The organism is Rhodanobacter ginsengiterrae, from assembly GCF_050026815.1.
Lineage (GTDB): Bacteria > Pseudomonadota > Gammaproteobacteria > Xanthomonadales > Rhodanobacteraceae > Rhodanobacter > Rhodanobacter ginsengiterrae.
The window spans coordinates 127258-152194 of sequence record NZ_JALBWO010000053.1 but is presented as its reverse complement, the minus strand read 5'-3'; the positions used below and the strand labels follow the sequence as shown (position 1 = coordinate 152194).

Annotated in this window: 21 protein-coding genes; 10 read left to right on the top strand and 11 right to left on the bottom strand. The window is 63.6% G+C overall.

Going from position 1 to position 24937, the window contains the following annotated elements:
- Window positions 1–5: 5 nt before the first annotated feature.
- A complete protein-coding gene (locus tag ACQGNJ_RS09440) occupies window positions 6–1112 on the top strand; it encodes a glycosyltransferase family 4 protein (RefSeq protein ID WP_426688989.1) in 1107 nt (368 codons plus the stop codon).
- Window positions 1109–2194 (top strand): glycosyltransferase, encoded by a 1086-nt coding sequence (locus ACQGNJ_RS09435; RefSeq protein ID WP_426688988.1) that lies wholly within the window; start codon window positions 1109–1111, stop codon window positions 2192–2194. The genes ACQGNJ_RS09440 and ACQGNJ_RS09435 overlap by 4 nt, the downstream gene beginning before the upstream one ends.
- Here ACQGNJ_RS09435 and ACQGNJ_RS09430 read toward each other — a convergent pair.
- The 3 genes from ACQGNJ_RS09430 to ACQGNJ_RS09420 all read right to left on the bottom strand — a co-directional run bounded on the left by ACQGNJ_RS09430 (window position 2158) and on the right by ACQGNJ_RS09420 (window position 4940).
- A complete protein-coding gene (locus tag ACQGNJ_RS09430) occupies window positions 2158–2871 on the bottom strand; it encodes a class I SAM-dependent methyltransferase (protein WP_426688987.1) in 714 nt (237 codons plus the stop codon). The two genes, ACQGNJ_RS09435 and ACQGNJ_RS09430, sit on opposite strands and share 37 nt — an antisense overlap.
- A gap of 61 nt (window positions 2872–2932) precedes the next feature.
- Entirely contained in the window at window positions 2933–4093 is a 1161-nt protein-coding gene (locus tag ACQGNJ_RS09425; protein ID WP_426688986.1) for a glycosyltransferase family 4 protein, read from the bottom strand.
- Entirely contained in the window at window positions 4086–4940 is an 855-nt protein-coding gene (locus tag ACQGNJ_RS09420; RefSeq protein ID WP_426688985.1) for a glycosyltransferase family 2 protein, read from the bottom strand. The genes ACQGNJ_RS09425 and ACQGNJ_RS09420 overlap by 8 nt, the downstream gene beginning before the upstream one ends.
- Window positions 4941–5454: 514 nt before the next feature.
- Here ACQGNJ_RS09420 and pilB point away from each other — a divergent pair.
- From pilB to coaE, 4 genes are all read left to right on the top strand, one after another.
- Window positions 5455–7179, top strand: a complete 1725-nt coding sequence (pilB, locus tag ACQGNJ_RS09415) for a type IV-A pilus assembly ATPase PilB (protein ID WP_426688984.1) — start codon at window positions 5455–5457, stop codon at window positions 7177–7179.
- 144 nt (window positions 7180–7323) lie between these two features.
- The gene (locus ACQGNJ_RS09410; RefSeq protein WP_426688983.1) at window positions 7324–8595 is read left to right on the top strand and encodes a type II secretion system F family protein; all 1272 of its coding nucleotides are present in this window, start codon (window positions 7324–7326) and stop codon (window positions 8593–8595) included.
- Window positions 8596–8763: 168 nt separating this feature from the next.
- Window positions 8764–9621, top strand: a complete 858-nt coding sequence (locus ACQGNJ_RS09405; RefSeq protein ID WP_426688982.1) for a prepilin peptidase — start codon at window positions 8764–8766, stop codon at window positions 9619–9621.
- Window positions 9618–10241 (top strand): dephospho-CoA kinase, encoded by a 624-nt coding sequence (gene coaE, locus ACQGNJ_RS09400; RefSeq protein WP_426688981.1) that lies wholly within the window; start codon window positions 9618–9620, stop codon window positions 10239–10241. The genes ACQGNJ_RS09405 and coaE overlap by 4 nt, the downstream gene beginning before the upstream one ends.
- Window positions 10242–10303: 62 nt before the next feature.
- Here coaE and ACQGNJ_RS09395 read toward each other — a convergent pair whose 3' ends face one another.
- From ACQGNJ_RS09395 to ACQGNJ_RS09385, 3 genes are all read right to left on the bottom strand, one after another.
- Window positions 10304–11263: a Nudix family hydrolase gene (locus ACQGNJ_RS09395; RefSeq protein WP_426688980.1), complete on the bottom strand. Its 960-nt coding sequence runs from the start codon at window positions 11261–11263 to the stop codon at window positions 10304–10306.
- A gap of 5 nt (window positions 11264–11268) precedes the next feature.
- On the bottom strand, window positions 11269–11757 hold the full coding sequence (locus tag ACQGNJ_RS09390; protein ID WP_426688979.1) for a dihydrofolate reductase: 489 nt from the start codon (window positions 11755–11757) through the stop codon (window positions 11269–11271).
- A gap of 211 nt (window positions 11758–11968) precedes the next feature.
- Window positions 11969–12763, bottom strand: a complete 795-nt coding sequence (locus ACQGNJ_RS09385) for a thymidylate synthase (RefSeq protein WP_426689068.1) — start codon at window positions 12761–12763, stop codon at window positions 11969–11971.
- A gap of 92 nt (window positions 12764–12855) precedes the next feature.
- Between ACQGNJ_RS09385 and ACQGNJ_RS09380 the strand changes: the two genes are divergently transcribed.
- Window positions 12856–13866 carry a TIGR00266 family protein gene (locus ACQGNJ_RS09380; RefSeq protein WP_426688978.1) on the top strand — a complete coding sequence of 337 codons (1011 nt, stop codon included), beginning with the start codon at window positions 12856–12858 and terminating at the stop codon, window positions 13864–13866.
- An 85-nt stretch (window positions 13867–13951) separates the two neighbouring features.
- On the opposite strand, the gene lgt is transcribed toward ACQGNJ_RS09380, so the two are convergent.
- Window positions 13952–14764, bottom strand: coding sequence for a prolipoprotein diacylglyceryl transferase (lgt, locus tag ACQGNJ_RS09375; protein ID WP_426688977.1), 813 nt, complete (start codon window positions 14762–14764; stop codon window positions 13952–13954).
- 351 nt (window positions 14765–15115) lie between these two features.
- Here lgt and ACQGNJ_RS09370 point away from each other — a divergent pair, with 351 nt between their 5' ends.
- From ACQGNJ_RS09370 to ACQGNJ_RS09360, 3 genes are all read left to right on the top strand, one after another.
- Window positions 15116–16966, top strand: coding sequence for an alpha/beta hydrolase family protein (locus tag ACQGNJ_RS09370; protein ID WP_426688976.1), 1851 nt, complete (start codon window positions 15116–15118; stop codon window positions 16964–16966).
- A 45-nt stretch (window positions 16967–17011) separates the two neighbouring features.
- On the top strand, window positions 17012–18997 hold the full coding sequence (locus ACQGNJ_RS09365) for an alpha/beta hydrolase family protein (protein WP_426688975.1): 1986 nt from the start codon (window positions 17012–17014) through the stop codon (window positions 18995–18997).
- A 347-nt stretch (window positions 18998–19344) separates the two neighbouring features.
- On the top strand, window positions 19345–22215 hold the full coding sequence (locus tag ACQGNJ_RS09360; protein WP_426688974.1) for a TonB-dependent receptor domain-containing protein: 2871 nt from the start codon (window positions 19345–19347) through the stop codon (window positions 22213–22215).
- Between the two features lie 238 nt (window positions 22216–22453).
- Here ACQGNJ_RS09360 and ACQGNJ_RS09355 read toward each other — a convergent pair whose 3' ends face one another.
- From ACQGNJ_RS09355 to ACQGNJ_RS09340, 4 genes are all read right to left on the bottom strand, one after another.
- Window positions 22454–22957, bottom strand: a complete 504-nt coding sequence (locus ACQGNJ_RS09355; RefSeq protein WP_426688973.1) for a TPM domain-containing protein — start codon at window positions 22955–22957, stop codon at window positions 22454–22456.
- The gene (locus tag ACQGNJ_RS09350) at window positions 22957–23832 is read right to left on the bottom strand and encodes a TPM domain-containing protein (protein ID WP_426688972.1); all 876 of its coding nucleotides are present in this window, start codon (window positions 23830–23832) and stop codon (window positions 22957–22959) included. The genes ACQGNJ_RS09355 and ACQGNJ_RS09350 overlap by 1 nt, the downstream gene beginning before the upstream one ends.
- A gap of 2 nt (window positions 23833–23834) precedes the next feature.
- Window positions 23835–24452 (bottom strand): LemA family protein, encoded by a 618-nt coding sequence (locus ACQGNJ_RS09345; protein WP_426688971.1) that lies wholly within the window; start codon window positions 24450–24452, stop codon window positions 23835–23837.
- 86 nt (window positions 24453–24538) lie between these two features.
- Window positions 24539–24913, bottom strand: coding sequence for a diacylglycerol kinase (locus tag ACQGNJ_RS09340; RefSeq protein ID WP_426688970.1), 375 nt, complete (start codon window positions 24911–24913; stop codon window positions 24539–24541).
- Window positions 24914–24937 lie beyond the last annotated feature (24 nt).

Sequence of the window (24937 nt, the reverse complement as noted above, 5' to 3'; positions counted from 1 at the left end):
AGTCCATGTTGACTGCGATTTCGGCCTTACCTCGCAGCGCGTACGACGTCGTCGTCGCCGCCGCCCATCCTGCCTGGTCGTCCATTCTCGCTAAACATCCGGATATCGAGGTGTTGACCCTACATGAAAGCCGGTTCGAGCCAGCTACTCGGCTGGCACTCAGGCTGGGCTTTCCTATCGCGCTCTGGCACAGGCTTGCACCCTATGTCCACAGGTTGACTCGACACCTGTTGCGCCAGGAGTGCGATCTCTGGATATTCCCCGCTCAGGATGTACTGACCTACGCATTGCCCAGCAGAACCATCGGTGTAATTCACGACCTCATGCACCGACATGAGAGGCAGTTTCCAGAAGTGTCCGGCTGGGGCCTCTACTGGCGCAGGGAGCGCCACTACCGGAACCTGTGCGCGAATGCCCGCGCTATTCTCGTGGACTCTCAAATCGGCAAGGCTCACGTGCTCGAAGCCTATCCAGTGCCCACCCGGCGCGTCCATGTGCTGCCTTTCGTAGCCCCCGACTACATCAACGACGCGGCCCCCATTGACTTTGATTCCCGCTACATCTTGCCGCCAAAGTTTCTCTTCTATCCGGCGCAGTTCTGGGAACACAAGAACCATGTCCGCTTGCTCGAAGCGCTGGCCAAGGCGATCGAATCCGCCCCCGATGTCCACCTGGTATTAGCCGGATCAAAGAAGAATGCTTATGCAACGGTTCTCGACACGATAGGCAAGCTCAATCTCCGTGACCGGGTCCATATCCTCGGCTACATTCCAGAGGAGGACATGTCCGTTTTCTACCGAAAGGCACGCGCGCTAGTCATGCCGACCTTTTTTGGTCCCACCAATATTCCACCACTCGAAGCCATGGTTGTCGGGTGTCCAATGGCGCTATCGAACATCTACGCCATGCCAGAACAAGTTGGCGAAGCCGCATTGCTTTTCGACCCATTGTCGGTGGCGGATATCGCCGCTGCCATCGTCTCTCTCGCGACGGACGACGCTTTGTGCGCACGCCTCTCGGCGGCGGGGAAATTGCGGTCCAGCAAATGGGGACAGTCCCAGTTCAACGCATGCCTCAACGAAATCATCGGTGAGGCACTTTCTCCACAATGAAAATTCTCTTCATTGGCAAGCGCCATCCACAGCAGCGGGATCTCATCGAACGCCCGTACGGCCGATTCCATAATCTTCCTACAGCGCTAGCCGCATTTGGCCATGAAGTTCAGGTGTTGCTCTGCAGCCATCGGAATTTCTCCTCTTCACGTGTCCGCATCGCCGGCGTGGAATGGTTGAACGAGGACCTCCGAACGCTCGGCATCAGCGGCCTCTACGGCAAACTGAGTCAGCATGCCAATGAATTCCGGCCCGACTGGGTCATGGGCGTGTCTGATACCTACTATGGTTGGATGGCAGGCCGACTCGGCCGCGCTACCGGGGCCTGTGTTGCGATCGACGCCTACGACAACTATGAAGCGTATATGCCGTGGAATCTCCCATTGCACTTGCTTTGGAGGCGATCGATCCGCGCCGCCGATTTGGTAACCGCTGCAGGCCCACAGTTGGCGCAACGGTTGCAGTCACACCGCCGAGGTGGCCATCCGGTGGAAATCATTCCCATGGTCGCGGACCCGGAGTTCCGACCGCTCGACAAGCAGGCATGCCGACTCGCTCTGGGGCTACCGAGCGAGGCACGTTTGATCGGTTACATCGGAAGCTGGGCCAGGAACCGGGGCACCACCATGCTGCTCGATGCGTTCCGACGGGCGCGTGCATTGCAACCCGACCTGCAGCTTGTGCTGAGTGGCAGACCACCACCGGAGGCACTAGCCGAACCGGGCGTAGTGGGCACCGGTTACGTAGCCGATGTACAGCTTCCCGAATTGATCAATGCCCTCGACGTTGCCTGTGTAGTCACTGCCGATACCAGCTTCGGTCGATACAGCTACCCGGCCAAGCTGTGCGAAGCCATGGCTTGTCACGTGCCTGTCGTGGCGACGGATACCGCGCCTGTGCGCTGGATGCTCGCAGGAAGTGCCGATCATCTCGTCCAGCCCGGGGATGCAGCAAGTTTTTCTGAACGCATATTGGACCTTCTGGATACGCCGCGCGCTGAATACGGCCCACGCCCCACCTGGCACGAACACGCGCTGCGGCTTGATCAGCTGTTCTCGGAAGTCGTACGTCGAAAGCGATAGATCAGCGTCGGAATGATCCGTCGCAACGGAAGCAATGCCCTGTCGGGGATGTGCCGCAGGACGGCTGCCGAAAGAGACTTCGGACGCTCGATCTCTAACGTGGCGCGCAGCGCATCGATGCACAGGTTGCGACCATCCAAGCCGGCATCCCTGAACAACCGCTCGACTTGCCCCATCTGCAGGGGCTCGCAGTCGTATGCGCTGCCCTTGCCTGCCAACCGAAGATAAGGCGTGCGCCAAGCATGCGGCAGCCAGCTCAGGAACGCTAACCTGTAATGAGGTTCAACCAGCATCCAGCGATTGGGCACGGCCAGATAGCCCACGCCGTCGGGGCGCAGTACTCGATGCAGTTCCTTCAGGTGCGCGCGCTGCGCCTGCTCGTCCCCAACGTGCTCGATGACATGGTTACTCAACACAACATCGAACGACCGATCCGCAAAGGGAAGCTGTGTGTCGTGCACTTGGTGGTAGCGATAGCCCTCGGTTACCAGACGATTGTCGTGGACGTCCACAGCATCCACTTCGCAGCACAACTGCGGATGCGTTCCGAAGTAATGGGCAATCCCTCCCGAGCCGGTACCGACTTCCAGCATACGTAGCGGCTGCGGGCGATTGGCCAGATCCAGAAGTCGCTCGATCTTCAGCCCCTTGAAGCGGCGCGAAGGCAGATCAAGCACGGCGTGGGGCCTACGCGACGGCGCGTCGCCCGCGTCAGTAGAGTGATCGGTCGGTCGGGTGTCAGACATCCGACGTACCCAGCAGCTTGCGCAGGCGCTCGCCGAAGACCGGCCAGGCCCTGCCGGCTGCGAACTCTCGACAGATGGCTGCAGTCGATACATCACGGGTCTGCGCAAGCTGCCAAATCGCGGCCTCGCCCAGACTGCCATAGTCGCCCGGCTCGACCAGAGTGCCGGTCCGTCCATCCTGTACGGCGTCTGGCACCCCCCCCACTGCAAAGGCGACAGTGGGCAGACCGTGCGCCGCCGACTCCAGCGCCACCATGCCAAAGCCCTCCACATCGCCCGGCAATTCAAGCACGGGGAAGATGTGCAGATCGGCGGCCTGGTAGGCCGCGCCAAGGGTTGCTTCGTCGCAGCGCCCGAGAAAGTGGAGGTTTCTCTCGACGCCGACATCACGGGCCGCGGCGAGGATGCGCTCGCGCTCCGAGCCTGTTCGCGTATGCAAGGCATCACTGGCCTCATCGCCAATGACCAGAAGCAACGCGTCCTGGCAATGGGAAACAACTGCCGGCAACGCCTTCGCCACAAACTCGGCAAGCCCCTTGCGCTGGGTCAATCGTCCCACCGAAAGCAGTAGCGGCCGCCGCCCGAGATCATGGCGCTCGCGGAAATCGCGTGCTGCCGTGGCGTCCAGCGTGGGCAGATCGGTCCCCGGATGCAGCACATGCACTTTGCCGGATCGTACGCCATTCCCTTGTGCCAATCGCGCCGTGTTGCCACTGTTCACCAAGACGAGATCGCAGCCTCGGATGAATGGCAGCCATAGCCATTGATACATGCGACTGGGCACCACGATGTCGAGCCCATGCAGATAGACGGCCGCCTTGCTCCCTACGCATCGCGCCGCCAGCCAGGCGATCGGCGCGGTGAGGCCGCTGCCGGCAATGACCCATTCGGGTTTGCGTCGCCACGCCAGACGTGTCGCTTGCCACAGCATCGCAGCCAGGAACAATGGCAACGGCTTAACCCGGCTCTGCCGCACCTCCGTCCGTGGCAGAGCGTATTGTGCGCACCCCGCAGGCCCGCACAACGCTGTTCGCCATACAGGCTCCAGCGCTTCGAGCAGATGTTGGTTGACCTTTTCCATGCCGCCGAGCAGGGGCGGAAAATTGCGTGTTACCAGCAATGCCCATGGAGCGGAGGAAGGACGTTCAGGCATCACGTCGATACATCAAGCCGGTGATCTGCTCCGAAATCAGTCCGATCAGGAACACGATCACCGCTGCGCTCCACAGCAGCGTACTCATGTTGGTGAGGCGCCCTTCATGCATGAAGGTCCACGCGTAGTTGGCGCAGCCGAGGAGGAAGAACACCACGCTCGCCGGCACGAACAGCTTCAGCGGCGAGTACAAGGTGGCGATCTTGAAGATGATCAGCAGGAAGCGCAGGCCGTCGCGCAGGGGCTTGATGTGGCTTTTGCCGACGCGCTGGGCGGCCTTGATCGGGATGTAGGCCACGGCGTAGGCGCTGCGAAAGAAGGCCATGGTGCTGGTGGTGGGGTAGCTGAAGCCGTTGGGCAGCAGGTGCAGGAATTCGCGGAACTTGTCTGCGCGCACGGCGCGGAAGCCGGAGGTGAGGTCGAGCACGGGGTGGCCGGTCATGCGGCTGGCCAGCCAGTTGTACAGCGTGTTGGCCAGGCCGCGGCCGACGCCGGCCTGGCTGTCCCAGTCGCGGGCGCCGACGACCATGTCGTAGCCGCGGTTCAACTGGTCCAGCAGGCGCTTGATGTCGGCGGGGTCGTGCTGGCCGTCACCGTCCATGAAGATCAGGATGTCGCCTGTAGCGGCCCTGGCGCCACGCTTGATCGCCGCGCCGTTGCCCATCGAGTACGGCGAACTGAGGCAGGTGATGTCGCTGGCCTTGCAGGTACTGCGGGTTTCGTCGGTGGAGCCGTCGTCGACGACGATGATTTCCGCGTCGGGATGGGCGGCACGCAGGCGCGGCAGCAACGCCGCCAGCGCGGGCGCTTCGTTCTTGGCGGGCAGGATGATGCTGAGGCGGTTCAACAGGTGGCTCCCCTGATTATGGGAGGGATCATAGCGTGAAGGGGGGATGGGGTCAGAAGGGAAGTTGGCAGTGCGGGGTTGGTTGGGGGGAGATCAAGAGCTTCACCCCCTCCTGCCCTCCCCCTGCAAGCAGGGGGAGGAATCGGTCGGGTGGCGTCGGGCAACCATGGAGGGAGATCAAGAGCTTTACCCCCTCCTGCCCTCCCACTGCAGGCAGGGGGAGGAATCGGCCGTGGGGATCGGGCAAGCAGCGGAGGAATCGAACGGGTGGCTTTTGCTCCCTCCCCTGTTCGCAGGGGAGGGTTGGGGTGGGGTCGCTCTTGGCGTCAAAGGCAAAAGCACTCCCACCCAGCCTTCCCCTGCCATGGACGGGGAGGAGCAAAGCCGGGCCTCTGCGCGGGGGCTGGCTTTGTACACTGAATCACCATGCCGTGCCGCATCGACAGGGAATGGATGACCTGAGGGCCGCACTGCGGTAGATTCAACAACATACAGGGGCAAAGTCGAGCCGTTTATGTCATCTCAATTGCAACCATCGCTTACGGGTCTGTCCGGCATGGCGCGTCGGCTGGTGTCCGAAGGGGTGATGCCGGAGGACGTGGTCCGCAAGGCCATGGCGGACAGCGGGCAACAGAAGGCCGCGTTCGGCACCTGGTTGCTGGATCACGGCTTGGTCGAGGGCGCCGAACTGACACGGGTGGCGTCGGTCGAGTTCGGCATGCCGATGATGGACGTGACCTCGTTGAATCCCGCCACGATGCCGCTGGACCTGATCAGCGAAGCGCTGATCACCAAGCACCAGGCGCTGCCGCTGTTCCGTCGCGGCAAGCGCTTGTACGTGGGCATCGCCGATCCGATGCAGTCGCATGCGCTGGACGAGATCAAGTTCCACTCCAACTGCATGGTCGAGCCGATCCTGGTCGAGCGCGGTTCACTGCAGAAAGTGATCGAAGGTCTGCTGAACAACATGCGCAATACCATGCCTGACATGGGTGGTGGCGACCTCGACGAACTGGATATCGAAGCGGGGGATGGCGAGGGCGAGTCCAGCAGCGGCATCGACGCAACCGGTGGCGACGACGCACCGGTAGTGAAGTTCATCAACAAGGTGCTGGTCGACGCGATCCGTCGTGGCGCCTCGGACATCCATTTCGAACCGTTCGAAACCCAGTACCGGGTACGCGTGCGCCTGGATGGCATCCTCAGCACCGTCGCCAACCCGCCGATGAAGATGGCCAACCGCATCTCCTCGCGCATCAAGGTGATGTCGCAGCTGGATATCGCCGAAAGACGCGTGCCGCAGGATGGCCGCATCAAGCTCAACCTGTCCAAGACACGTGCGGTCGACTTCCGTGTCAGCGTGCTGCCCACGCTGTTCGGCGAAAAGATCGTGATGCGCATCCTGGACGGCTCCTCGGCCAAGATCGGCATCGAGAAGCTGGGCTACGAGCCGGATCAGCAGAAGCTCTATGTCGACGCGATCCACAAGCCCTACGGTCTGGTACTGGTCACCGGCCCCACCGGCTCGGGCAAGACGGTGTCGCTGTATACCGGCCTGAACATGCTCAACACGCCGGAACGCAACATCTCCACCGTGGAAGACCCGGTGGAAATCCGCGTCGAAGGCATCAACCAGGTGCAGCAGAATGTGAAGCGCGGCATGACCTTCGCCAGCGCGCTGCGTTCGTTCCTGCGCCAGGATCCGGACGTGATCATGGTCGGCGAAATCCGCGACCTGGAAACCGCCGAGATCGCGATCAAGGCCGCGCAGACCGGGCACATGGTGCTGTCCACCCTGCACACCAACGACGCGGCGCAGACCATTTCGCGCCTGATGAACATGGGCATCGCCCCGTACAACATCACCTCCTCGGTCACCCTGATCATCGCCCAGCGCCTGGCCCGGCGCCTGCACGACTGCAAGAAGCCGATGGATCTGCCGGCGAAGGTGCTGCTCGACGCTGGTTTCAGCCAGGCCGACATTGACGAGGGAATGACCGTCTATGAGGCCGTCGGCTGTGATGGCTGCAACGATGGCTACAAGGGTCGCGTGGGCATTTACCAGGTGATGCCGATGCTGGAGGAGATCCAGAAGATCATCCTGCTGGGTGGCAACACCATGGAGATCGCCGCGGCGGCCAAGGCCGCCGGAGTGAATGATCTGCGCGCTTCGGCGCTGCTCAAGGTGAAGCAGGGCCTGACCAGCCTGGTCGAGATCGACCGGGTGACCAAAGAGTAACTGGCCGAATCGGGACGAATGCCGCACTGAAGTTGCGTCCGGCGCCACGGTTTGCCGGGGCAAAAATGACATAAGCTTCACGAATATCTTGTTTGCCGCCCGCGGGGGACGGCGCCGGGACTGGACCACTGGGGGAAGATGCGCATGGCCACGGCTACCGCAACGAACATCGACAAGGCGCGCGCGCTCGGCGCCCAACGTGCCGAAGTCAGCAAGCTGACCACCTACGAATGGGTGGCGCTGGACAAGCGCGGCAAGCGCATGAAGGGCGACATGCCGGCGAAGAATGCGTCGCTGGTCAAGGCCGAGCTGCGCCGCCAGGGCATGAACCCGCAGACCGTGCGCGAGCGTTCCAAGCCGATGTTCGGTTCGACCGGCAGCACGGTCAAGCCGGGCGACGTGGCCGTGTTCAGCCGCCAGATCGCCACCATGATGGCGTCCGGCGTGCCGATGGTGCAGTCCTTCGACATCATCGCCGATGGCCAGAAGAACGTCCGCTTCAAGAACATCCTGCTCGACGTGAAGCAGAACATCGAGGGTGGTGCCTCACTCAACGAGGCCCTTGCCCGCTACCCGGTGCAGTTCGACGAGCTCTACTGCAACCTGGTACGTGCCGGCGAAGCCTCCGGTGTGCTGGACACCGTGCTGGACACCGTGGCCACCTACAAGGAACGCACCGAGGCGATCAAGAAGAAGATCAAGAAGGCACTGTTCTACCCGATGATGGTGCTGGCCGTGGTGTTCCTGGTCATGCTGATCATGCTGTTGTTCGTGGTGCCGGTGTTCACCAAGACCTTCCAGGACGCCGGTGCCGACCTGCCCGCGCCGACCCAGGTACTGGTGAGCATGTCGGAGTTCATGCAGAGCTACTGGTGGCTGGTGATCGGCGTGATCATCGGCAGCATCGTCTCCATCGTCGTCGCCAAGAAGCGCTCGCTGAAGTTCGCCCACTTCCTCGACCGGTTGTCGCTGAAGATGCCGGTGATGGGCAATATCGTGCGCAACTCGGCGATCGCCCGCTTCTCACGCACCTTGGGCGTGACCTTCCGCGCCGGCGTGCCGCTGGTCGAGGCGCTGGAGGCGGTGGCCGGCGCCACCGGCAGCATCGTCTACGGCGACGCCGTGCGGCAGATGCGCGACGACATCTCGGTCGGCCACCAGCTGCAACTGGCGATGAAACAGACCGGCCTGTTCCCCACCATGGTGGTGCAGATGACCGCCATCGGCGAGGAATCCGGCGCGCTGGACAACATGTTGTTCAAGGTGGCCGAGTTCTACGAGGAAGAGGTGGAGAACGCGGTCGATACGCTGTCGACCCTGCTCGAGCCGATCATCATGGTGGTGCTGGGCGGCATCGTGGGCGGCATGGTGGTGGCACTCTACCTGCCGATCTTCAAGCTGGCCGGCACGGTCTGACGCAGCCAAAAGCATCAAGAGCCGGCGGGCATTGCCCGCCGCTTTTTTGTAGGAGCGCACCTTGTGCGCGATGCTTTCCGCCACGTTACGAAGAGCATCGCGCACAGGGTGCGCCCCTACGCCAGGCACCGTACCCTCGCCGGGGACGCAAAATAACTAGGCTGACGCATGCCCGAACTTCCCTTCGCCCTCTGGATCGCCCTGGCTGCCGTACTCGGCCTGCTGGTGGGCAGCTTTCTCAATGTGGTGATCCTGCGCCTGCCCGAGCGGATGGCGGCGGCCTGGCGACACGAGGCGCGCGATGTGCTGGAACTTCAGACGGAAGACGAACCGTTGCCACCAGGCATCGTGCGCGAGCCGTCGCATTGCCCGCACTGCAAGCATCGGTTGTCGGCGCTGGACAATATTCCGTTGCTGGGCTGGCTGCTGCTGGGTGGTCGTTGCCGCTATTGCCAGGCGAAGATCTCGATCCAGTATCCGCTCGTCGAATTGCTCAGCGGTGTGCTGAGCGCGGTGATCGTGTGGAAATTCGGCCCCACCTGGACCGGACTGGCGGGGCTGGCTTTCACCTGGACGCTGATTGCGCTGTCCGGCATCGACTTTCGTACCCAGTTGCTGCCCGACCAGCTGACCTTTCCGCTGCTCTGGCTGGGCCTGCTGCTGTCGCTGCTGCCGATGTTCGTCAGCGCGCCCGCCGCGATCCTCGCCGCCGCCATCGGTTACCTGAGCCTGTGGAGCGTGTATTGGGCATTCAAGCTGCTCACCGGCAAGGAAGGCATGGGCCACGGCGATTTCAAGCTGCTGGCGGCGCTGGGCGCGTGGATGGGGCCGGTCGCCCTGCTGCCGATCGTGCTGTTGTCATCGCTGATCGGCGCGCTGGTGGGCGGGACCCTGATCGCCCTGCGCAAGCATGAGCGCGAGATCCCGATGCCGTTCGGGCCGTTCATCGCCGCGGCTGGCTGGGTCTGGTTCGTGACCGGTCCCGAGCTTTTGAACGGCTACCTGCACCTGACCGGCATGCGATGACCGCTGCGGCACCCGCCCTGGTCATTGCGCTCACCGGCGGCGTGGCCGCCGGCAAGACCGCCGTGACCCGGCGCTTCGAAGCGCTGGGCGTGCACGTGCATGACGCCGACGTGGCGGCGCGGGAAGTGATCGAACCGGGCACCCCCGGACTGGCCGAGGTGGTCGCGGCATTCGGTGCCGAGGTGCTGGATGACGCCGGCCGACTGGATCGGGCCGCGATGCGCCAGCGCGTGTTCACCGATCCAGGCGCACGCCGGACGCTGGAGGCCATCATCCATCCCCGCGTGCGGCAATGGCTGCGCGACCGCGCGCTGGCTGAGCGAGGCCCGTATTGCCTGCTGGCCATTCCGCTGCTGGCCGAGAACCTCGCACACTATCGCTGGGTCGATCGCGTGCTGCTGGTCGATGCCCCCGAAGCGACGCAATTGGCCCGCCTGACTGCCCGCGACGGCATCGACGAGACCCTGGCCCGCCGCATGCTGGCCAACCAGGCCAGCCGGGCCGATCGCCTGGCACTGGCCGACGACGTGATCGACAACAGTGGCGACGAGGCCGCCCTCGACCACGCTGTGGCCGACCTGCACCAACACTACCTGGCGCTGTCCCGGCGCACCTCGTAGGGGCGCGCCGAAGTGCGCATGCCTTTCCGCAACGTGACGAAAGACATCGTGCACAGGCGCTCCTACAAATGCCAGAACTCGCGGATGCCGGCGACACCCTGGCCGCTGTTCGCCCGGGCCTGGGCGACATGCGCGGGGGCCATGCCGCCGAGGGCGTAGACCGGCAGCGCCGCGGCTTCGGCCAGGGCCTGGAACCGTGGCCAGCCCAGTGGCGGGGTCTGCAGGCGAGTGCGGGTGGCGGCGACCGGTGACAGCGTGGCGAAGTCCGCGGTGAGCTGCTCGGCCATGGCCAGGTCGGCGGCATGGCGGCAGCTGGCGCCGACCAGTTGCGACAGCGGCAGCGGGCGAGCCGAAAGGCCGGCCATTTGACGACCGTCGAGCTGCACACCGATGCCCAGCATCAGCGCGCCTTCGATGTCGCCGCTCAGCAGCAGCTGCGAACCATGCCGCCGGGCCAGCGGCAACAGGGCGGCGGCCAGCTCGCGCACGGCATCGCGCGGCCACAGCGGCAGGTGCAACTGCACCAGTTGCCGACTGCGTTCAATGGCCTGGCCGATGCGTTCGAACCACGGACCGCGTTGGTCCGGCGACAGGTCTGCGGGCGTGATCGAGTAGCGGCGGGGCAACCGCAGCGCCTGCAGGATGCAACGATCGGCAGGCGCCAGTATTGATGGATCAACCTGCTCCGGCATCACCCATTGCAGTGCCTGGCCCTCCAGCGATTGCGGCTCGCCTTCCCAGTGTTCCGTCTGCCACGTGTCCAGCAGCAGTTCGCGCTCGGGGTAGTGGATGGGTACCCGAATCAGCGGCTCGGCACGCAGCAGCACGACGCCGATTTCCTCCAGCAGTTCACGCGCCAAGCCGGCCAGGGGCGTTTCGCCGGGCTCGAGCTTGCCGCCGGGAAACTCCCACATGCCGGAGAGGTGCTTGCCCGGCGGTCGCTGTGCCAGCAATACACGCTCCCCGGCATCGAGCATGGCCGCGGCCATCACGTGCATGGCCGGCTTGACCTCGGCCGGCATGGCCGTCAGCTGTTGCGCAGATATTCGACCATGTCGAAATCATAGGCATGCTCGGCGTCAGCCTTGTGGTGCACGCGCGAAACCTCGGTCCATTCGCTGAAATGCACGCCCGGGAAGAACGTATCGGCGCCGTCGATCGCGGCACTGACCCAGGTGAGGTACATGCGACGCGCACGCGGCAGCGCCTCGGCGAAGACCATGCCACCGCCGATCACCATCAGCCCGGTACCGCTGCAGCGCGCCTGCGCTTCCTCGATCGAGCGCACGGTGATCTGGCCGGGATACGGCGCCTCGTGGCGACGGCTGAGCACCAGGTTGACGCGATCCGGCAGCGCGCGGCCGATCGACAACGCGGTGTTGTAGCCCATCAACACGTTCTTGCCGGTGGTCAATTGCTTGAACCAGCGCAAGTCGTCGGGCAGGTGCCAGGGCAACTGCCCCTTGCGGCCGATCGCGAAGTTTTCGTCGAGTGCAGCAATCAGCGAGATGGCCATGGCGAGTCCTTGTAAGGCTTGAGTCAAAGGGGCGGTTGGCGGTTGCGCGCGATGCCGCCGATTGCCTTGGATATTAGCAGGCTGCGCGAATGCCGCGGCAGCGACGCACGTTCACGCGGACGGCCTGGCAACTCGTCACGACATGCCGCGGCGCCCACCTGGCTGGCGCCTGAAAAGACCCGGCACATCGGCCTGCCCGCCCGTCAAACGCTCAGACCGCGACCGCCGCCTTGATCGCCGGATGCGATTGATAGCCCTCAATGGCGATGTCCTCGTAGCGGAAATCGAAGATCGACTGCACCGCCGGATTGAGCTTCAGCTGCGGCAAGGGCAGTTCATCGCGACTCAACTGCAGCCGCGCCTGGTCGAGGTGGTTGTTGTACAGATGCGCATCGCCCAGGGTATGCACGAAATCACCCACGCCCAAGCCACAGACCTGCGCAACCATGTGGGTCAGCAGCGCGTAGCTGGCGATGTTGAACGGCACGCCGAGGAAGATGTCGCCCGAGCGCTGGTACAGCTGGCAGCTGAGCCTGCCGTTGGCGACGTAGAACTGGAACATCGTGTGGCACGGCAGCAGCGCCATTTTCGGCAGCTCACCGACATTCCAGGCGCTGACGATCAATCGGCGCGAGTCGGGGTTGCGCTTGATCTCCTCGATCACCCAGGCGATCTGGTCGACCACGCCGCCGTCGGCGGTGCGCCACGCGCGCCACTGTTCGCCGTAGACCGGGCCGAGGTCGCCGTTCGCGTCCGCCCACTCGTCCCAGATGCGTACCCCGTGTTCCTTCAGGTAGCCGATGTTGGTGTCGCCGCGCAGGAACCAGATCAGCTCGTGCACGATCGACTTCAGGTGCAGCTTCTTGGTGGTGACCAGCGGAAAGCCCCGGTTGAGATCGAAGCGCATCTGCCAGCCGAATACGCTGCGCGTGCCGGTGCCGGTGCGGTCAGTCTTTTCGGTGCCGTGGTCGAGGACGTGGCGGAGCAGATCGAGATAAGCGTGCATCATCGGATTCTAGCCCGTGAGACATGACAACGGTCACTCCCGCAACGCACTTCCCCGGCCTAGACTCGGGCCTTTCCACCAGGAGATGGACCATGGCGCAATGGTTTTTCAGTTACGGCGAGAACACCGACCGGATCGGCCCGCTCGACGACGCCGCGGCGCGGGCACAGGCGCAGCGCCAGCCGGACGGCTATTGCTGGTGCGAAGGGTTTGCGGAATGGAAGCCGATCCGCAGCGTGGCGGAATTCGGCAGCACGCCACTGGCGCCGCCGCCGATCCCGGCATCGATGGGCGGCGACCGTGCCGACCAGATCGACTACCGCATCGTCGGCACCGACATGCAGTTCGTCGAGATCGAACTGGACCCCGGTGAAAGCGCGATCGCCGAGGCCGGTGCGCTGATGTACAAGGAATCCGCGGTACAGATGGACACCGTCTTCGGCGACGGCTCCAGCGGCGGCCAGAGCGGCGGCCTGATGGACAAGCTGCTGTCCGCCGGCAAGCGGGTGATCACCGGCGAAAGCCTGTTCACCACGGTATTCACCCACGCCGGTCAGGGCAAGGCGAAAGTGGCGTTCGCCGCGCCCTACCCCGGCACCGTAATGGCCATGAAACTGTCCGACCACGGCGGCCGGTTGATCTGCCAGAAGGACGCCTTCCTGGCCGGTGCGCGCGGCGTGCAACTGGGTATTTTCTTCCAGCGCAAGATCCTGACCGGCCTGTTCGGTGGGGAAGGTTTCATCATGCAGAAGCTCGAAGGCGACGGCTGGGTCTTCGTGCACGCCGGCGGCACGGTGGTGCAGCGCGAACTGAAGGCCGGCGAGCGCCTCGACGTGGACACCGGCTGCGTGGTCGCGTTCCACGACACGGTGAACATGGACGTCAAGGCGGTCGGCGGCATCAAGAGCATGCTGTTCGGTGGCGAAGGCATGTTCCTGGCCACCCTGACCGGACCGGGTACGGTCTGGCTGCAGTCGCTGCCGTTCTCGCGCATGGCCGGCCGCATGCTGGCGGCGGCGCCGCAGGGCGGTGGGCAGCGCCGCGGCGAAGGTTCGATCCTCGGCGGGCTGGGCGACATCATCGGCGGCGATCGCAACTTCTGATCGCCAGACAGCCGCAGGAGCGCCCCCCTGCGCGATGCTGTTCGTCACCTGACGAAGAACATCGCGCACAGGCAGCGCTGCTGCGTCACCCGGCCAGCGGCAGCGTGGGGGCGCGTCGCGACATCGCCATGAGCACCAGGCCAACCGCAATCAGCGGCAGCGACTGCATCTGCCCCATCGTTACCCACTGCGTACCGAACAGGTAGCCAAGCTGGACGTCCGGCACACGCACGAATTCCACCGCGAAGCGGAAGCAGCCGTAGAGCAGCGCAAACAGCCCCGATACCAGGTAACGCGGCCGCGGCTTCAGCGAAACCAGCCACAGCACCACGAACATCACCACGCCTTCCAGCAGCATTTCGTACAACTGCGAGGGGTGCCGCGGCTGGCGGTCCGGTGCGCTCGGGAAAATCATCGCCCACGGCACGTCGCTGGGCTTGCCCCACAACTCGCCATTGATGAAGTTGCCCAGCCGCCCGAGCCCCAGGCCGATCGGCACCAGCGGGGCCACGAAGTCGATCGTGTCGAACACATGCAACTGCTGCCGCCGCGACCACCACCAGCCGGCGGCCAGCACGCCGAGCAGGCCGCCATGGAAGCTCATGCCGCCGTCCCACACCTTGAACAGGGTCAGCGGCGCCGTCCAGATCCAGTCGATGTCCGCATAGAACAGCATGTACCAGACGCGTCCACCCACGATCACGCCCAGCATGCCGTAGAACAGCAGGTCGCCCAGCGCATCGCGGCTCACCGGCAGGCGCCCGCGTCGGCGACGGTATTCACCGAGCACCGCCACGAAGAAGAATCCCAGCAAATACATCAGGCCGTACCAATGCACCTGGATGGGACCCAGCTGAAAGGCGACGGGGTTGATATGGACGACGTAGGGTTCGGACATGGCAGCCTGGCAGGCGAGCAAAGTCCAAGTGTAGCGGGACATCGAAACGGACGGCGTCGACGCGCCTCTTCCAACCGGGCTTTGGCAAGAACTAGAATCGACCTGATGCCACCCGTCCCAGGGGAGTCTGGACGAGCGCTGCATTGCAATTATCCAGGGATGTCCGCATCCGGCCCGACCGCCTCGCTCCAGGCGACCGGACTCAGGCTTTTGGAGCGTCAGGGGAGAAAATCGATGGATTGTCGTCTTGTGCGGACCATGTTGTCCGCTGCCTGCCTGCTGTTGCCCGTGGTCGCTGCGGCCGCCGACCGGGTCCCTGTAGAGGACTTCGCCCGCCACGCGCAACTGTCCATGCCACAGCTCTCCCCGGATGGCAAGCACCTCGCCGTCAACATGAACTACGCCGATGGCAATTCGCACGCACTGGCTGTCTATGACGTGGCCGACATGACCCGGCCGGTCAGCTTGCTGCGCCTGCCCAAGTACGAACTGGCTGTCGGCATCACCTGGGCCAGCAATACCCGGCTGGTAGTGGAAAAAGGCAAGCAGGTAGGTTCGATCGACCAGCCTGCGGCGACCGGCGAAGTGATCGCCACCGATTTCGACGGCAAGAGGCAGGACTATCTCTATGGGTTCGAAACCCAGACCGGCTCACGCGCCGGCACCCGCAGCACGGATCGCGGCGCAGGTTTCGTGGCTGGCCAGCCAACCCCTGCCAACGGCCACTTCTACATGACCACCTACAGTTGGGAGAGCCAGGATTACAGTACCTTGTACGACGTCGACGCGGAGAGGAATACGCGTCGCCTGATGGGTCAGATCAAGGTAAGCGGCATGGACTTCATGGTCGGCGGTGACGGCAAGGCACATTACGCCTACGGCCGCAACGACGACTGGAAATTCGTGCTCTATCATCAGCAGGGCGGCAGCTGGGTTCAGGTCAATGGGGATGCGAACGGCAACAGTTTCATTCCGCTCTTCTTCACGCCGGACCAGCAGCGCATCTACGCCAGCTATTCCGCCGACGGCGGTCCGGTCACCCTGATCGCGCAGGACGAAAACGGTGGCAACCGCAAACTGATCGCCAGCGACAGCTTCGGCAGCATCGGCACGATGGAGCTGACCCCGTTTCCCTACCAACCCTTCGCCACCGTGCTGGACACCGGCGTGCCGAAGTTCACCTACATCGATGCCAACTTGCCTGTGGCGAAGTTGCACCGTGCACTCAGCCTGAAGTTTCCCGGCAGCTACGTCCACTTCGTCAATTTCAGCGAAGACGGTGGCAAGCTGCTGTTCTCGGTCCGCAGCGACCGCGATCCGGGCAGCTATTTCCTGATCGACACGAAAAACTACAAGGTACTCAAGCTGTTTTCCGTCGAGCCATGGATCGATCCGGCCCGCATGGCCGAACGGCGGCCGTTGCGTTTCAAGTCCAGCAATGGCACGGAACTGGAGGCGATCCTCACCATCCCGAAGGGTGCGGACCTGTCCAAGTTGCCGATGGTGCTGTTGCCCCACGGCGGCCCGATCGACGTGCAGGACGACTGGTTCTTCGACGACGACGCCCAGTTCCTGGCCAGTCGTGGCTATCTTGTGCTGCAGGTGAACTACCGGGGTTCCAGCGGCCGGGGTTACAACTTCAGGAATGCCGGCTACCGCCAGTGGGGTACGGGGATCCAGCAGGACCTGATCGATGCGGTGAAATGGGCGATCTCGGAAGATTACGCGGATCCGCAACGCATCTGCATCTACGGCGCCAGCTTCGGCGGCTACTCTGCGCTGATGGCACCGATTCGCGCGCCCGGCATGTTCAAGTGCGCGATCGGCTATGCGGGCATCTACGACATGGGCATGCGTTACAAGAAAGGCGATACCCAGGAGAGCAAGGCCGGCCGCAGTGCGCTGCGCGTCCAGATGGGCGACAACCCTGCCGAGCTGGCCGCCAACTCGCCGGTCAATCTGGCCGACAAGATCGACGTGCCGGTGTTCCTGATCCATGGCGAAGACGATCAGCGGGCGCCGTTTGCCCACGCCAAGGCGATGCGCGCCGCGCTGGAAGCCGCCCACAAGCCTTACGAATGGATGAGCAAGCCAGGTGAAGGTCACGGCTTCTACGATGAGAAGAACAACATCGAGCTCTACACGAAATTGCAGGCGTTCCTGGAAAAGAACATCGGCCCCGGTGTACCGCCTGCCCCGTAAGCCGCACCTGGATGCACCTGTTCTGCATTGGAGAAGACAGTGACCATGCAACATCCAGTTCGCCTGATGATGCTTGCCATGCTGTGCCTGTTCGCGCACATGGCCGTTCATGCGGCGGAAATTCCCTACAAGGATTTCGCCCGGCATCCGTCGTTGACCAATCCGGTCATTTCACCTGACGGCAAGCATCTGGCCGTCTCGGTGCACAACGAGGATGGCAGCTACCAGCTCGGCGTGCTTTCGCTGCCGGATCTGAAGCCGATCAGCCGTCTGAACATGGCGGCTCGAACCCTGCCCCTCGATATCACCTGGGTCAGCAATACCCGCCTGGTGATGGGCCTGGGCGAGGAGAACGGCACACTGGAAGCTCCCCAGGGCACCGGCGAAGTCGTCGCTGTCGACCTCGACGGTTCGCACAAGCGCGTGCTGTACAGCTGGCGCGTGCGCGATACCAAGGGCGCCAACATGAACATCCTCGGGATGGTTCGCGGTGTCGGCTTCATTGCCGGCACGCCGCACCAGCTCAATGGGCATGTCTACCTCAGTGTCAGTCCGTTCCGCAGCTACGCCAGCAGCGGTACGCACGACAGCGGCCAAACCCTGATCTATGACGTCGAGACGTCGAGCGGACACCCCCGCCTGATGGGTCAGATCGACGAGGCCGGCATGACCTTCGTGTTGCACGAGGATGTGGCGCGCTTCGCCTACGGCAGCAACCAGGACGATCCTTATCGCATCGACGTCTACAGCCGCGACAACGCCGATGCCCCATGGAAGCAGCTGCCGGCCAGCGTCACCGGCAAGCGCCTGGTGCCGATGCACATCAGCGCCGACGGCAAGCAGCTCTATTCGCTGTACAGCGCCGAAGGCGGTCCCGACCAACTGGTGGTGAGCAACCTCGATGGCAGCGGTCGCAAGCTGCTTGCCGGCGATGCCGTCGGCTCCGTGGGCGACGTGTTGTGGACACCGTACCCGTATCAACCCTATGGCGTGGTGTTCAACACCGGGAAGCCGCGCATCCAGTACCTCGACGACAGCATCTATACGCAGGTCAGCAAGGCATTGGCCGAGAAATTTCCGGACGAATTCCTCACCGTCGCCAGCGCCAGCGAAGACGGCATGCAGCTGATCATCGGCGCGCGCAGCGACCGCGACCCGGGCACCTATGCGCTGTTCGACCGCAACACGATGAACCTGCAACCGCTGTTTCGCGGCCTGCCGTGGATCGACCCGCAACAGATGGTTGCGCGCCAACCGATCACCTTCACCGCCAGCAACGGCACCCGGTTGACAGGCTTCCTGACCATGCCTGCGAACAGCAGCGGCAAGCCGGTGCCGCTGGTCCTGCTGCCTCATGGCGGCCCGATCGGCGTGGCCGATTCATGGAGCTACGACCCCTGGTCGCAGTTCCTGGCCAATCGCGGCTACGGCGTGCTGCAGGTCAACTACCGCGGTTCGGGTGGGCGCGGCACCAATTTCGAGCACTCCGGCTACAAGCAATTCGGTACCGGCATCCAGCAGGATCTGATCGACGGAGTGAAGTGGGCGATCAGGCAGGGCTACGCCGACTCCAAACGCGTGTGCATCTTCGGCGCCAGCTTCGGCGGCTACTCCGCGTTGATGGCGCCGATCCGCGCACCGGGCATGTTCCAGTGCGCGGTGGACTATGCCGGTGTCTCCGACTACGCCATCGAACTGCATCGCAGCGACACGCGCCGTTCGGCCAGTGGCCGCAACTACTTCGTCCAGGCCATCGGCACGGATGACGCGACCATTCGTGCGATCTCGCCGATCTATCACCTGGACCAATTCAACATCCCGGTATTGATCATCCACGGCAAGGACGACCCGCGCGTCCCCTACGAGAACGCCACGGAATTGCGCTCGGCGCTGGACAAGGCCGGCAAGCCCTATGAGTGGCTGGTGCGCGACAAGGAACAACACGGCTTTTACAGCGAAGAAAACAATCTCGCGTTCTACGAGGCGTTGCAGGCATTCCTGGACAAGCACATCGGCACCGGAGCACCTTGACCGGAACGGCCCGATTCACAGCCGATGCTGTTGTCTGATTCCACTTTCATCCGCCCCGGGCGTGCAAGGCGCCCGGGGTCCCGCCCGCGGCGAAATCACCCTTGCCTGCTCCGCGTATCGCTGCGGCGCAGTCCTCGCCGAAATCCGGGGAAACACGCCAGCCAGAGCCCGCTGAATCAAATGCCAGCGCAACTTGTTGCGGCTTTGTAAAGCTTGCGTTATGGTCGAAATCGTGACTTGCCGCACTACTTGGACGATCGGGTCACCAAATGGATGTCGGGGGACATTCGCCGAAAGTCTGCGATGGGGAAACCTCGCAGGCATTCCTGCCATACAAGGGGAAATACATGCATCGCAAGCTTCTTGCCACGGCCATCTGTGCTTCGTTGGCGTTGCCGTTGTGGGCAACCGCCGCTCATGCGCAGAACCAGGACAACAGCAGCACTTCGGATCAAAGCGGCACAGCAGCAGTCGATCAGCCCGCGACCAAGGCAAGCGAGAAGGATGCCACCAAGCTGAAGAGCATCCAGGTCACCGGCTCGCTGCTGCCGCGCTCGCAGATCGAGACGGCCACGCCGACCATCCAGATCACCGCCGAGGACATCACCAAAAAGGGCTTCACCACCGTTGCCGACGCCCTGCAGGCCTTGCCGCAAGCCACCGGTTCCGTGCAAGGATCGCAGTTTTCCGGCGGCTTCACTCAGGGTGCGCAGACGATCAGCCTGCTCGGCCTCGATCCCGGCTTCACCCTGTTCCTGATCGACGGCAAGCCGATGGCCGATTACCCGCTGCTGTACAACGGCTCGGGCAACTTCGTGGACATCTCCACCATCCCGATGGCGATGGTCGACCACATTGACATCGTCCCCGGCAACCAGTCGGCGATTTACGGCTCCAGCGCGATCGCTGGCGTGGTCAACATCATCCTGAAGCAGCACGTTGAAGGCGTCACCATGAACCTGCGTGGTGGCGGCTTCTCCGAAGGCGGCGGTGGCAGCCAGCGCTTCCAGCTCACCGGCGGCCACGACTGGGAAAAGGCCAAGTTGACCTACAGTCTGGAATTGCGCAACCAGCGTCCGATCTACCGCTACCAGCGCCGCTGGTTCGACTCCAACAATGATCGTCCGGGCTTGCCCGCGGGCCAGACCCGACCGGCGCTGGACTACCTGCTGGTCGACCTGTTCTACGACCAGATCGGCACCGACCAGTTCTTCGTGCCCGGTGGCAAGGCCAGCTGCGACCGGGTTGCCGGCGGTTCGGACAACACCACCGTGTACGCCACCGACGCGGCCGGTCGCGGCAATTTCTGCGGCAGCCCGAACTCGCCTGCCTATTCCACCATCATGAATGGGGCGAAAGCCGGCACCGGCTATCTGAATTTCTCCTACGACATCACGCCGAATACGCAGTTCTACGCCAACGGTCTGCTGAACGTCAGCAAGACCGATTACTACGTCGGCACCAACTACACCTGGTGGGGTTCCAGCAGCGATTTCGGTCCGATCTATGCCGCCAACGTCGACAATGGTTCGGCTGCTGACGGCCCCGGTTCGTTCATCCAGACCCAATACACCATCGACAGCTCCGCCAATGGCATTGGCAACGCGGCCAATGAAACGGATCTCAACCGGTCCTATGTCGCCAATATCGGCTTCCGCGGCACCTTCGGTGATTCCGATTGGGGCTACGACGCCTACTACCACCGCTCCGATAACGTCATTACCACCCGCCAGATGCATCTGGTGGCAAACAAGGTGGACAACTACTTCCTGGGTGACCAGATCGGCTACGACCCCGTCTTCGATTACTACCCGGTCTTCAACCTCAACCTGGACCGCTTCTATTCGCTGATGACGCCCGCGGTATACAACTCGCTGAGCGAGCAGATCCGCACGCGCTCGCATACCTATACGCAGGAAGTGACCGGCACCGTTACCAATACCAACCTCTTCGACCTGCCTGGTGGCTCGGCCGGCCTGGCGATCCTGCTGCAATACGGCGACCAAAAATGGGAGAACCCCACCGATCCGCGCCTGATCGACGGCTATTTCTGGGGCCTCACCGGCACCCAGGGTGAAGGCACGCGCGACCGCTACGCGGCCGCCACCGAATTGAGCTTGCCGGTGACCACCTGGTTGACTGCCAGCGCCTCGGCCCGCTACGACACCTACAAGGCAGCCGGTCGCACGGACTCCAAGGCCACCTACAAGCTGGGTCTGGAACTGCGCCCGATCGACACGTTGCTCATCCGCGGCACCTACGCCACCGCCTTCCGCGCACCGGACATGGCCGGCCTGTTCCAGGGCTCCAGCGGTTTCTATACCAACGTGGTGGACTACTACCGCTGCCGGGTGGAGGACGGCGACCACTTTGACGTGGACACCTGTCCCTACAACAACGAACAGGTATTCGGCACCCAGGCCGGCAACAAGGACCTGAAAAACATTACGGCAAAGTCGCTCACCGGCGGCATCGTGTGGTCGCCCAGCTCCAACTTCAACATCCACGCTGACTACTACCGTGTGAACATCAGCAACGAGGTATCCCAGCGCAGCATCAACGGCATCCTCTCGCTGGAAGCCGATTGCCGGCTTGGCCACACGATCGGCGGGTCATCGGTGGACATCAATTCGCCGCGTTGCGTGGAAGCACTGGCGTTGATCGACCGCAACAACAACCCCGCCAATCCACTGCAGTCGGGCATCAACAGCGTAAGCACCTATCCGATCAACATCTCCGAGGAAAAGGTGACCGGTGCCACGGCTGGCGCGCAGTACCGCTGGGAGGCTGGCAGCTTCGGCGACTTCACCTTCGGTGCCGATTACAACGTCACGCTTGATCATACCTACAAGCAGTACCCGGGTGATCCCACCCTGAATCTGCTCAGCTATCGCGCCTTCCCGCGTGAGTTCAAGCATCGCGAGAGCGCCACCATCAACTGGACCAAGGGGCCCGTGTCTGCCACGTTGTACGGCATGCGCAACGGCCCGACGATGAACTACAAGGAGACCGGTACGGTGGGGCCGTGGATCACTTACAACGCCAGCGTGCAGTTGCAGGTGAACGACGAGGTCAAGGTGTCGCTGATCTCGAACAACGTGCTGAACAAGCGGCCACCGCGGGACAGCACCTACACCGCCTATCCCTACTACGACGGCTTCAACTACAACGGCTACGGTCGCTCGATCTTTGCCGAGCTGGAGTGGAAGTTCTTCTGACCGCCGGAAGTCACATCAGGTGAAGGGGGGCCGGCTGATGCCGGCCTCTTTTTTGGCGGAAATCCGCGCCGGCGAATAGTCAGCGCCCGGATGACCGGTTCGCATACCGGTTTCGATGGCGGCGTGCATCCTCACGACAAGGCGCTGTTGTCCGACAACGGAAGTTGATGCAACCCGACGCGCTTGCGTGACGGCTCAGGGCTGGATTTCCCCGCGTGCACCACTCGATCGGCCTGGTTCAGAGCAGTACCGGCCGATCAGGCAATTCGTCCGGATTGGACTTGCCCTCACCGGGGAAATGCCGCGTCAGCAGATCACTCGCGGCAATGATGCCCGCCAGACTGCCGGCGCGCCATTCGCCGCGGGCGTAGCTCTCATGCATGCGCGCGCAGACGGCCTCCCATTCGCGTGGCGCCACCTTGGCCGAAATGCCGCGATCGGCAACGATCTCGATGCGCTGTTCGGCGATCAGCACGTAGAGCAGCACACCGCTGTTGAGTTCGGTGTCCCACACGCGCAGCTGGGTGAACACCTGCCGCGCCCGGGTCGCGGCATCAAGTCCGCCCAGCACCTCCAGCGGTGCCAGGCGCGACTCCAGCGCGAAACGGATCTCTCCCAGATGATTGCGCTCGCCGGCGGCGATCACCGCGGCCATCTCGTCCAGCAGGGCAGCCGGAAAACGCCGCGACAGCTGAAACCAGCCGCCGAACAGGTTTGCCCACAGCCGTTGCATGCGCACCATCACCAGCTCCCCGAAGAACCGCCGCCGCCGAAGCTGCCGCCACCACCGCTGAAACCGCCGCCGCCAAAACCGCCACCGCTGCTGCCGCCCCCCCAGCCACCCCCGCCGAATCCGCCCCAGCCGCCGCCACCGATCGAACGCCCTGCGCCGCCGGGCAGCAGCATCAGCACGCCACCGATCAGCGCACCGAGCAGGCCGGCGCCGATCGAGATCAGCAACCACAGCAGGCCGCCGATCGCCAGCGCACCGAGCGCTACACGCAGCCAGGCTGGCGCCCGCCCCAAAATGCCGCGCAGGAACAGCGCCGCAAATACCGCGATCATCAGTCCGGTCTGCAGATCGAGACCGGAGTGGGCATCCTCGGGAGAGCCGCGCACGGGCGGCGGCAAGGCTTCGCCGTTGATCAACTGGGTCAACGCACCGACCGCATCGCTGATGCCGCCGAAGTAATCGTTGCTGCGGAATTTCGGCGCAATGTATTCGCGGATGATCCGCGCGGTGGCGGCATCGGGAATCGCCCCCTCGAGGCCGTAGCCGACTTCGATGCGCACCTGCCGGTCGTCCCTGGCGACCAGCAGCAGCACGCCATCGTCGATGCCCTTGCGGCCGACCTTGTTGGCTTCGGCAACTGCCAGCGAGTAGCCCTCGATGTCCTGGTCGCCGGTCGAACCGACCATCAGCACGACCACTTGCGCGCCCTTGGCCTTTTCCAGTGCGACCAGTTGGCCGTCCAACTGGTCGACCTGCTGCGCGCTCAGCGTGCCGGTGAGGTCAGTGACATGGCGCGCCAGCTTTGGCACCGCAGCAGCCGCGTGCAACAGCGCCGGCAGCAGCAGGGCCAGCAGCAGCCAGCGCCGCAGGAGGCGCCTGGCCATCATCAGTGCGTCGCGGCGGGTGCCGGCGCACCGGTACCGAAGTCGACCTTCGGCGCGGTGGAGATCGCCTGCTCGTTCTGCACGCTGAAATTCGGCTTGACCTGGTAGCCGAAGATCTTCGCCGTCATGTTGTTGGGAAAGGTGCGGATCATGCCGTTGTACTGCTGCACCGCCTGCACGTAGCGGTTGCGCGCCACGCTGACCCGGTTCTCGGTGCCTTCCAGCTGCGCCTGCAGGTTCTGGAACAGGCCGTCGGCTTTCAGCTGCGGATAGTTCTCGCTGACCACCATCAGGCGCGACAGCGCGTTGCCCAGTTCGCCTTGCGCGGCCTGGAACTGCTGCAGCTTCTGCGGATCGTTCAGCGAGTCGGCATTGACCTGCAGGCTGCCGACCTTGGCGCGGGCCTGCGTCACCTCGACGAAGACCTTTTCCTCGTGCTGGGCGTAGCCCTTGACCGTGTTGACCAGGTTCGGCACCAGGTCAGCGCGGCGCTGGTACTGGTTGAGCACCTCCGACCACGCGGCCTTGACCGCTTCGTCCTGCTTCTGGATGGCGTTGTAGCCGCAGCCCGAAAGCATGACCACGAGCAGCAGCAGTACGAGATGGCGCAAGGTCTTCATGGACGGCTCCGTTCCGGTGAAAGGTTTCATTCGATCATCCCACGCGACTGCGTGCCATCGTGTCAGCACCGGGTGAAAGCGGCGGCTCAGCCGAACAGGCGTGGGCCGAGGATCAGCACCCAGCTGAGCACCACCAGCGCCAGCAGCACGAACACGGCTGCCGAGCCCATGTCCTTGGCGCGCCCGGCCAGTTCGTTGAATTCCGGGCTGACCTTGTCGACCACCGCCTCGATCGCCGAGTTGAGCAGTTCGGCCGACAACACCAGCAGCGGCGCAAGGATCAGCGCGAACTTCTCCAGCCCGCCATGGCCCAGCCACAGCCCCAGCGGAACCATCACGATGGCGAGGCAGGCCTCCAGGCGAAACGATGCCTCGTGCTTCCACCCCGCGCGCAGCCCCTTCATCGACCACTGGAACGCATTCCAGACCTGCTTCGGGCCGCGAAAACCTTCGGCGGCCATTATCGGAAGCGCCGGGCGGCCGGC

Excerpts from the sequence above, each read along its gene's own strand:
- ACQGNJ_RS09440 (WP_426688989.1), top strand. The coding sequence starts at position 6 with ATGTTGACTGCGATTTCGGCCTTACCTCGCAGCGCGTACGACGTCGTC.
- ACQGNJ_RS09435 (WP_426688988.1), top strand. The coding sequence starts at position 1,109 with ATGAAAATTCTCTTCATTGGCAAGCGCCATCCACAGCAGCGGGATCTC.
- ACQGNJ_RS09425 (WP_426688986.1), bottom strand. The coding sequence starts at position 4,093 with ATGCCTGAACGTCCTTCCTCCGCTCCATGGGCATTGCTGGTAACACGC.
- pilB (WP_426688984.1), top strand. The coding sequence starts at position 5,455 with ATGTCATCTCAATTGCAACCATCGCTTACGGGTCTGTCCGGCATGGCG.
- ACQGNJ_RS09410 (WP_426688983.1), top strand. The coding sequence starts at position 7,324 with ATGGCCACGGCTACCGCAACGAACATCGACAAGGCGCGCGCGCTCGGC.
- ACQGNJ_RS09405 (WP_426688982.1), top strand. The coding sequence starts at position 8,764 with ATGCCCGAACTTCCCTTCGCCCTCTGGATCGCCCTGGCTGCCGTACTC.
- coaE (WP_426688981.1), top strand. The coding sequence starts at position 9,618 with ATGACCGCTGCGGCACCCGCCCTGGTCATTGCGCTCACCGGCGGCGTG.
- ACQGNJ_RS09395 (WP_426688980.1), bottom strand. The coding sequence starts at position 11,263 with ATGCCGGCCGAGGTCAAGCCGGCCATGCACGTGATGGCCGCGGCCATG.
- ACQGNJ_RS09390 (WP_426688979.1), bottom strand. The coding sequence starts at position 11,757 with ATGGCCATCTCGCTGATTGCTGCACTCGACGAAAACTTCGCGATCGGC.
- ACQGNJ_RS09385 (WP_426689068.1), bottom strand. The coding sequence starts at position 12,763 with ATGCACGCTTATCTCGATCTGCTCCGCCACGTCCTCGACCACGGCACC.
- ACQGNJ_RS09380 (WP_426688978.1), top strand. The coding sequence starts at position 12,856 with ATGGCGCAATGGTTTTTCAGTTACGGCGAGAACACCGACCGGATCGGC.
- lgt (WP_426688977.1), bottom strand. The coding sequence starts at position 14,764 with ATGTCCGAACCCTACGTCGTCCATATCAACCCCGTCGCCTTTCAGCTG.
- ACQGNJ_RS09370 (WP_426688976.1), top strand. The coding sequence starts at position 15,116 with ATGCCACAGCTCTCCCCGGATGGCAAGCACCTCGCCGTCAACATGAAC.
- ACQGNJ_RS09365 (WP_426688975.1), top strand. The coding sequence starts at position 17,012 with ATGCAACATCCAGTTCGCCTGATGATGCTTGCCATGCTGTGCCTGTTC.
- ACQGNJ_RS09360 (WP_426688974.1), top strand. The coding sequence starts at position 19,345 with ATGCATCGCAAGCTTCTTGCCACGGCCATCTGTGCTTCGTTGGCGTTG.
- ACQGNJ_RS09355 (WP_426688973.1), bottom strand. The coding sequence starts at position 22,957 with ATGGTGCGCATGCAACGGCTGTGGGCAAACCTGTTCGGCGGCTGGTTT.
- ACQGNJ_RS09350 (WP_426688972.1), bottom strand. The coding sequence starts at position 23,832 with ATGGCCAGGCGCCTCCTGCGGCGCTGGCTGCTGCTGGCCCTGCTGCTG.
- ACQGNJ_RS09345 (WP_426688971.1), bottom strand. The coding sequence starts at position 24,452 with ATGAAGACCTTGCGCCATCTCGTACTGCTGCTGCTCGTGGTCATGCTT.
- ACQGNJ_RS09340 (WP_426688970.1), bottom strand. The coding sequence starts at position 24,913 with ATGGCCGCCGAAGGTTTTCGCGGCCCGAAGCAGGTCTGGAATGCGTTC.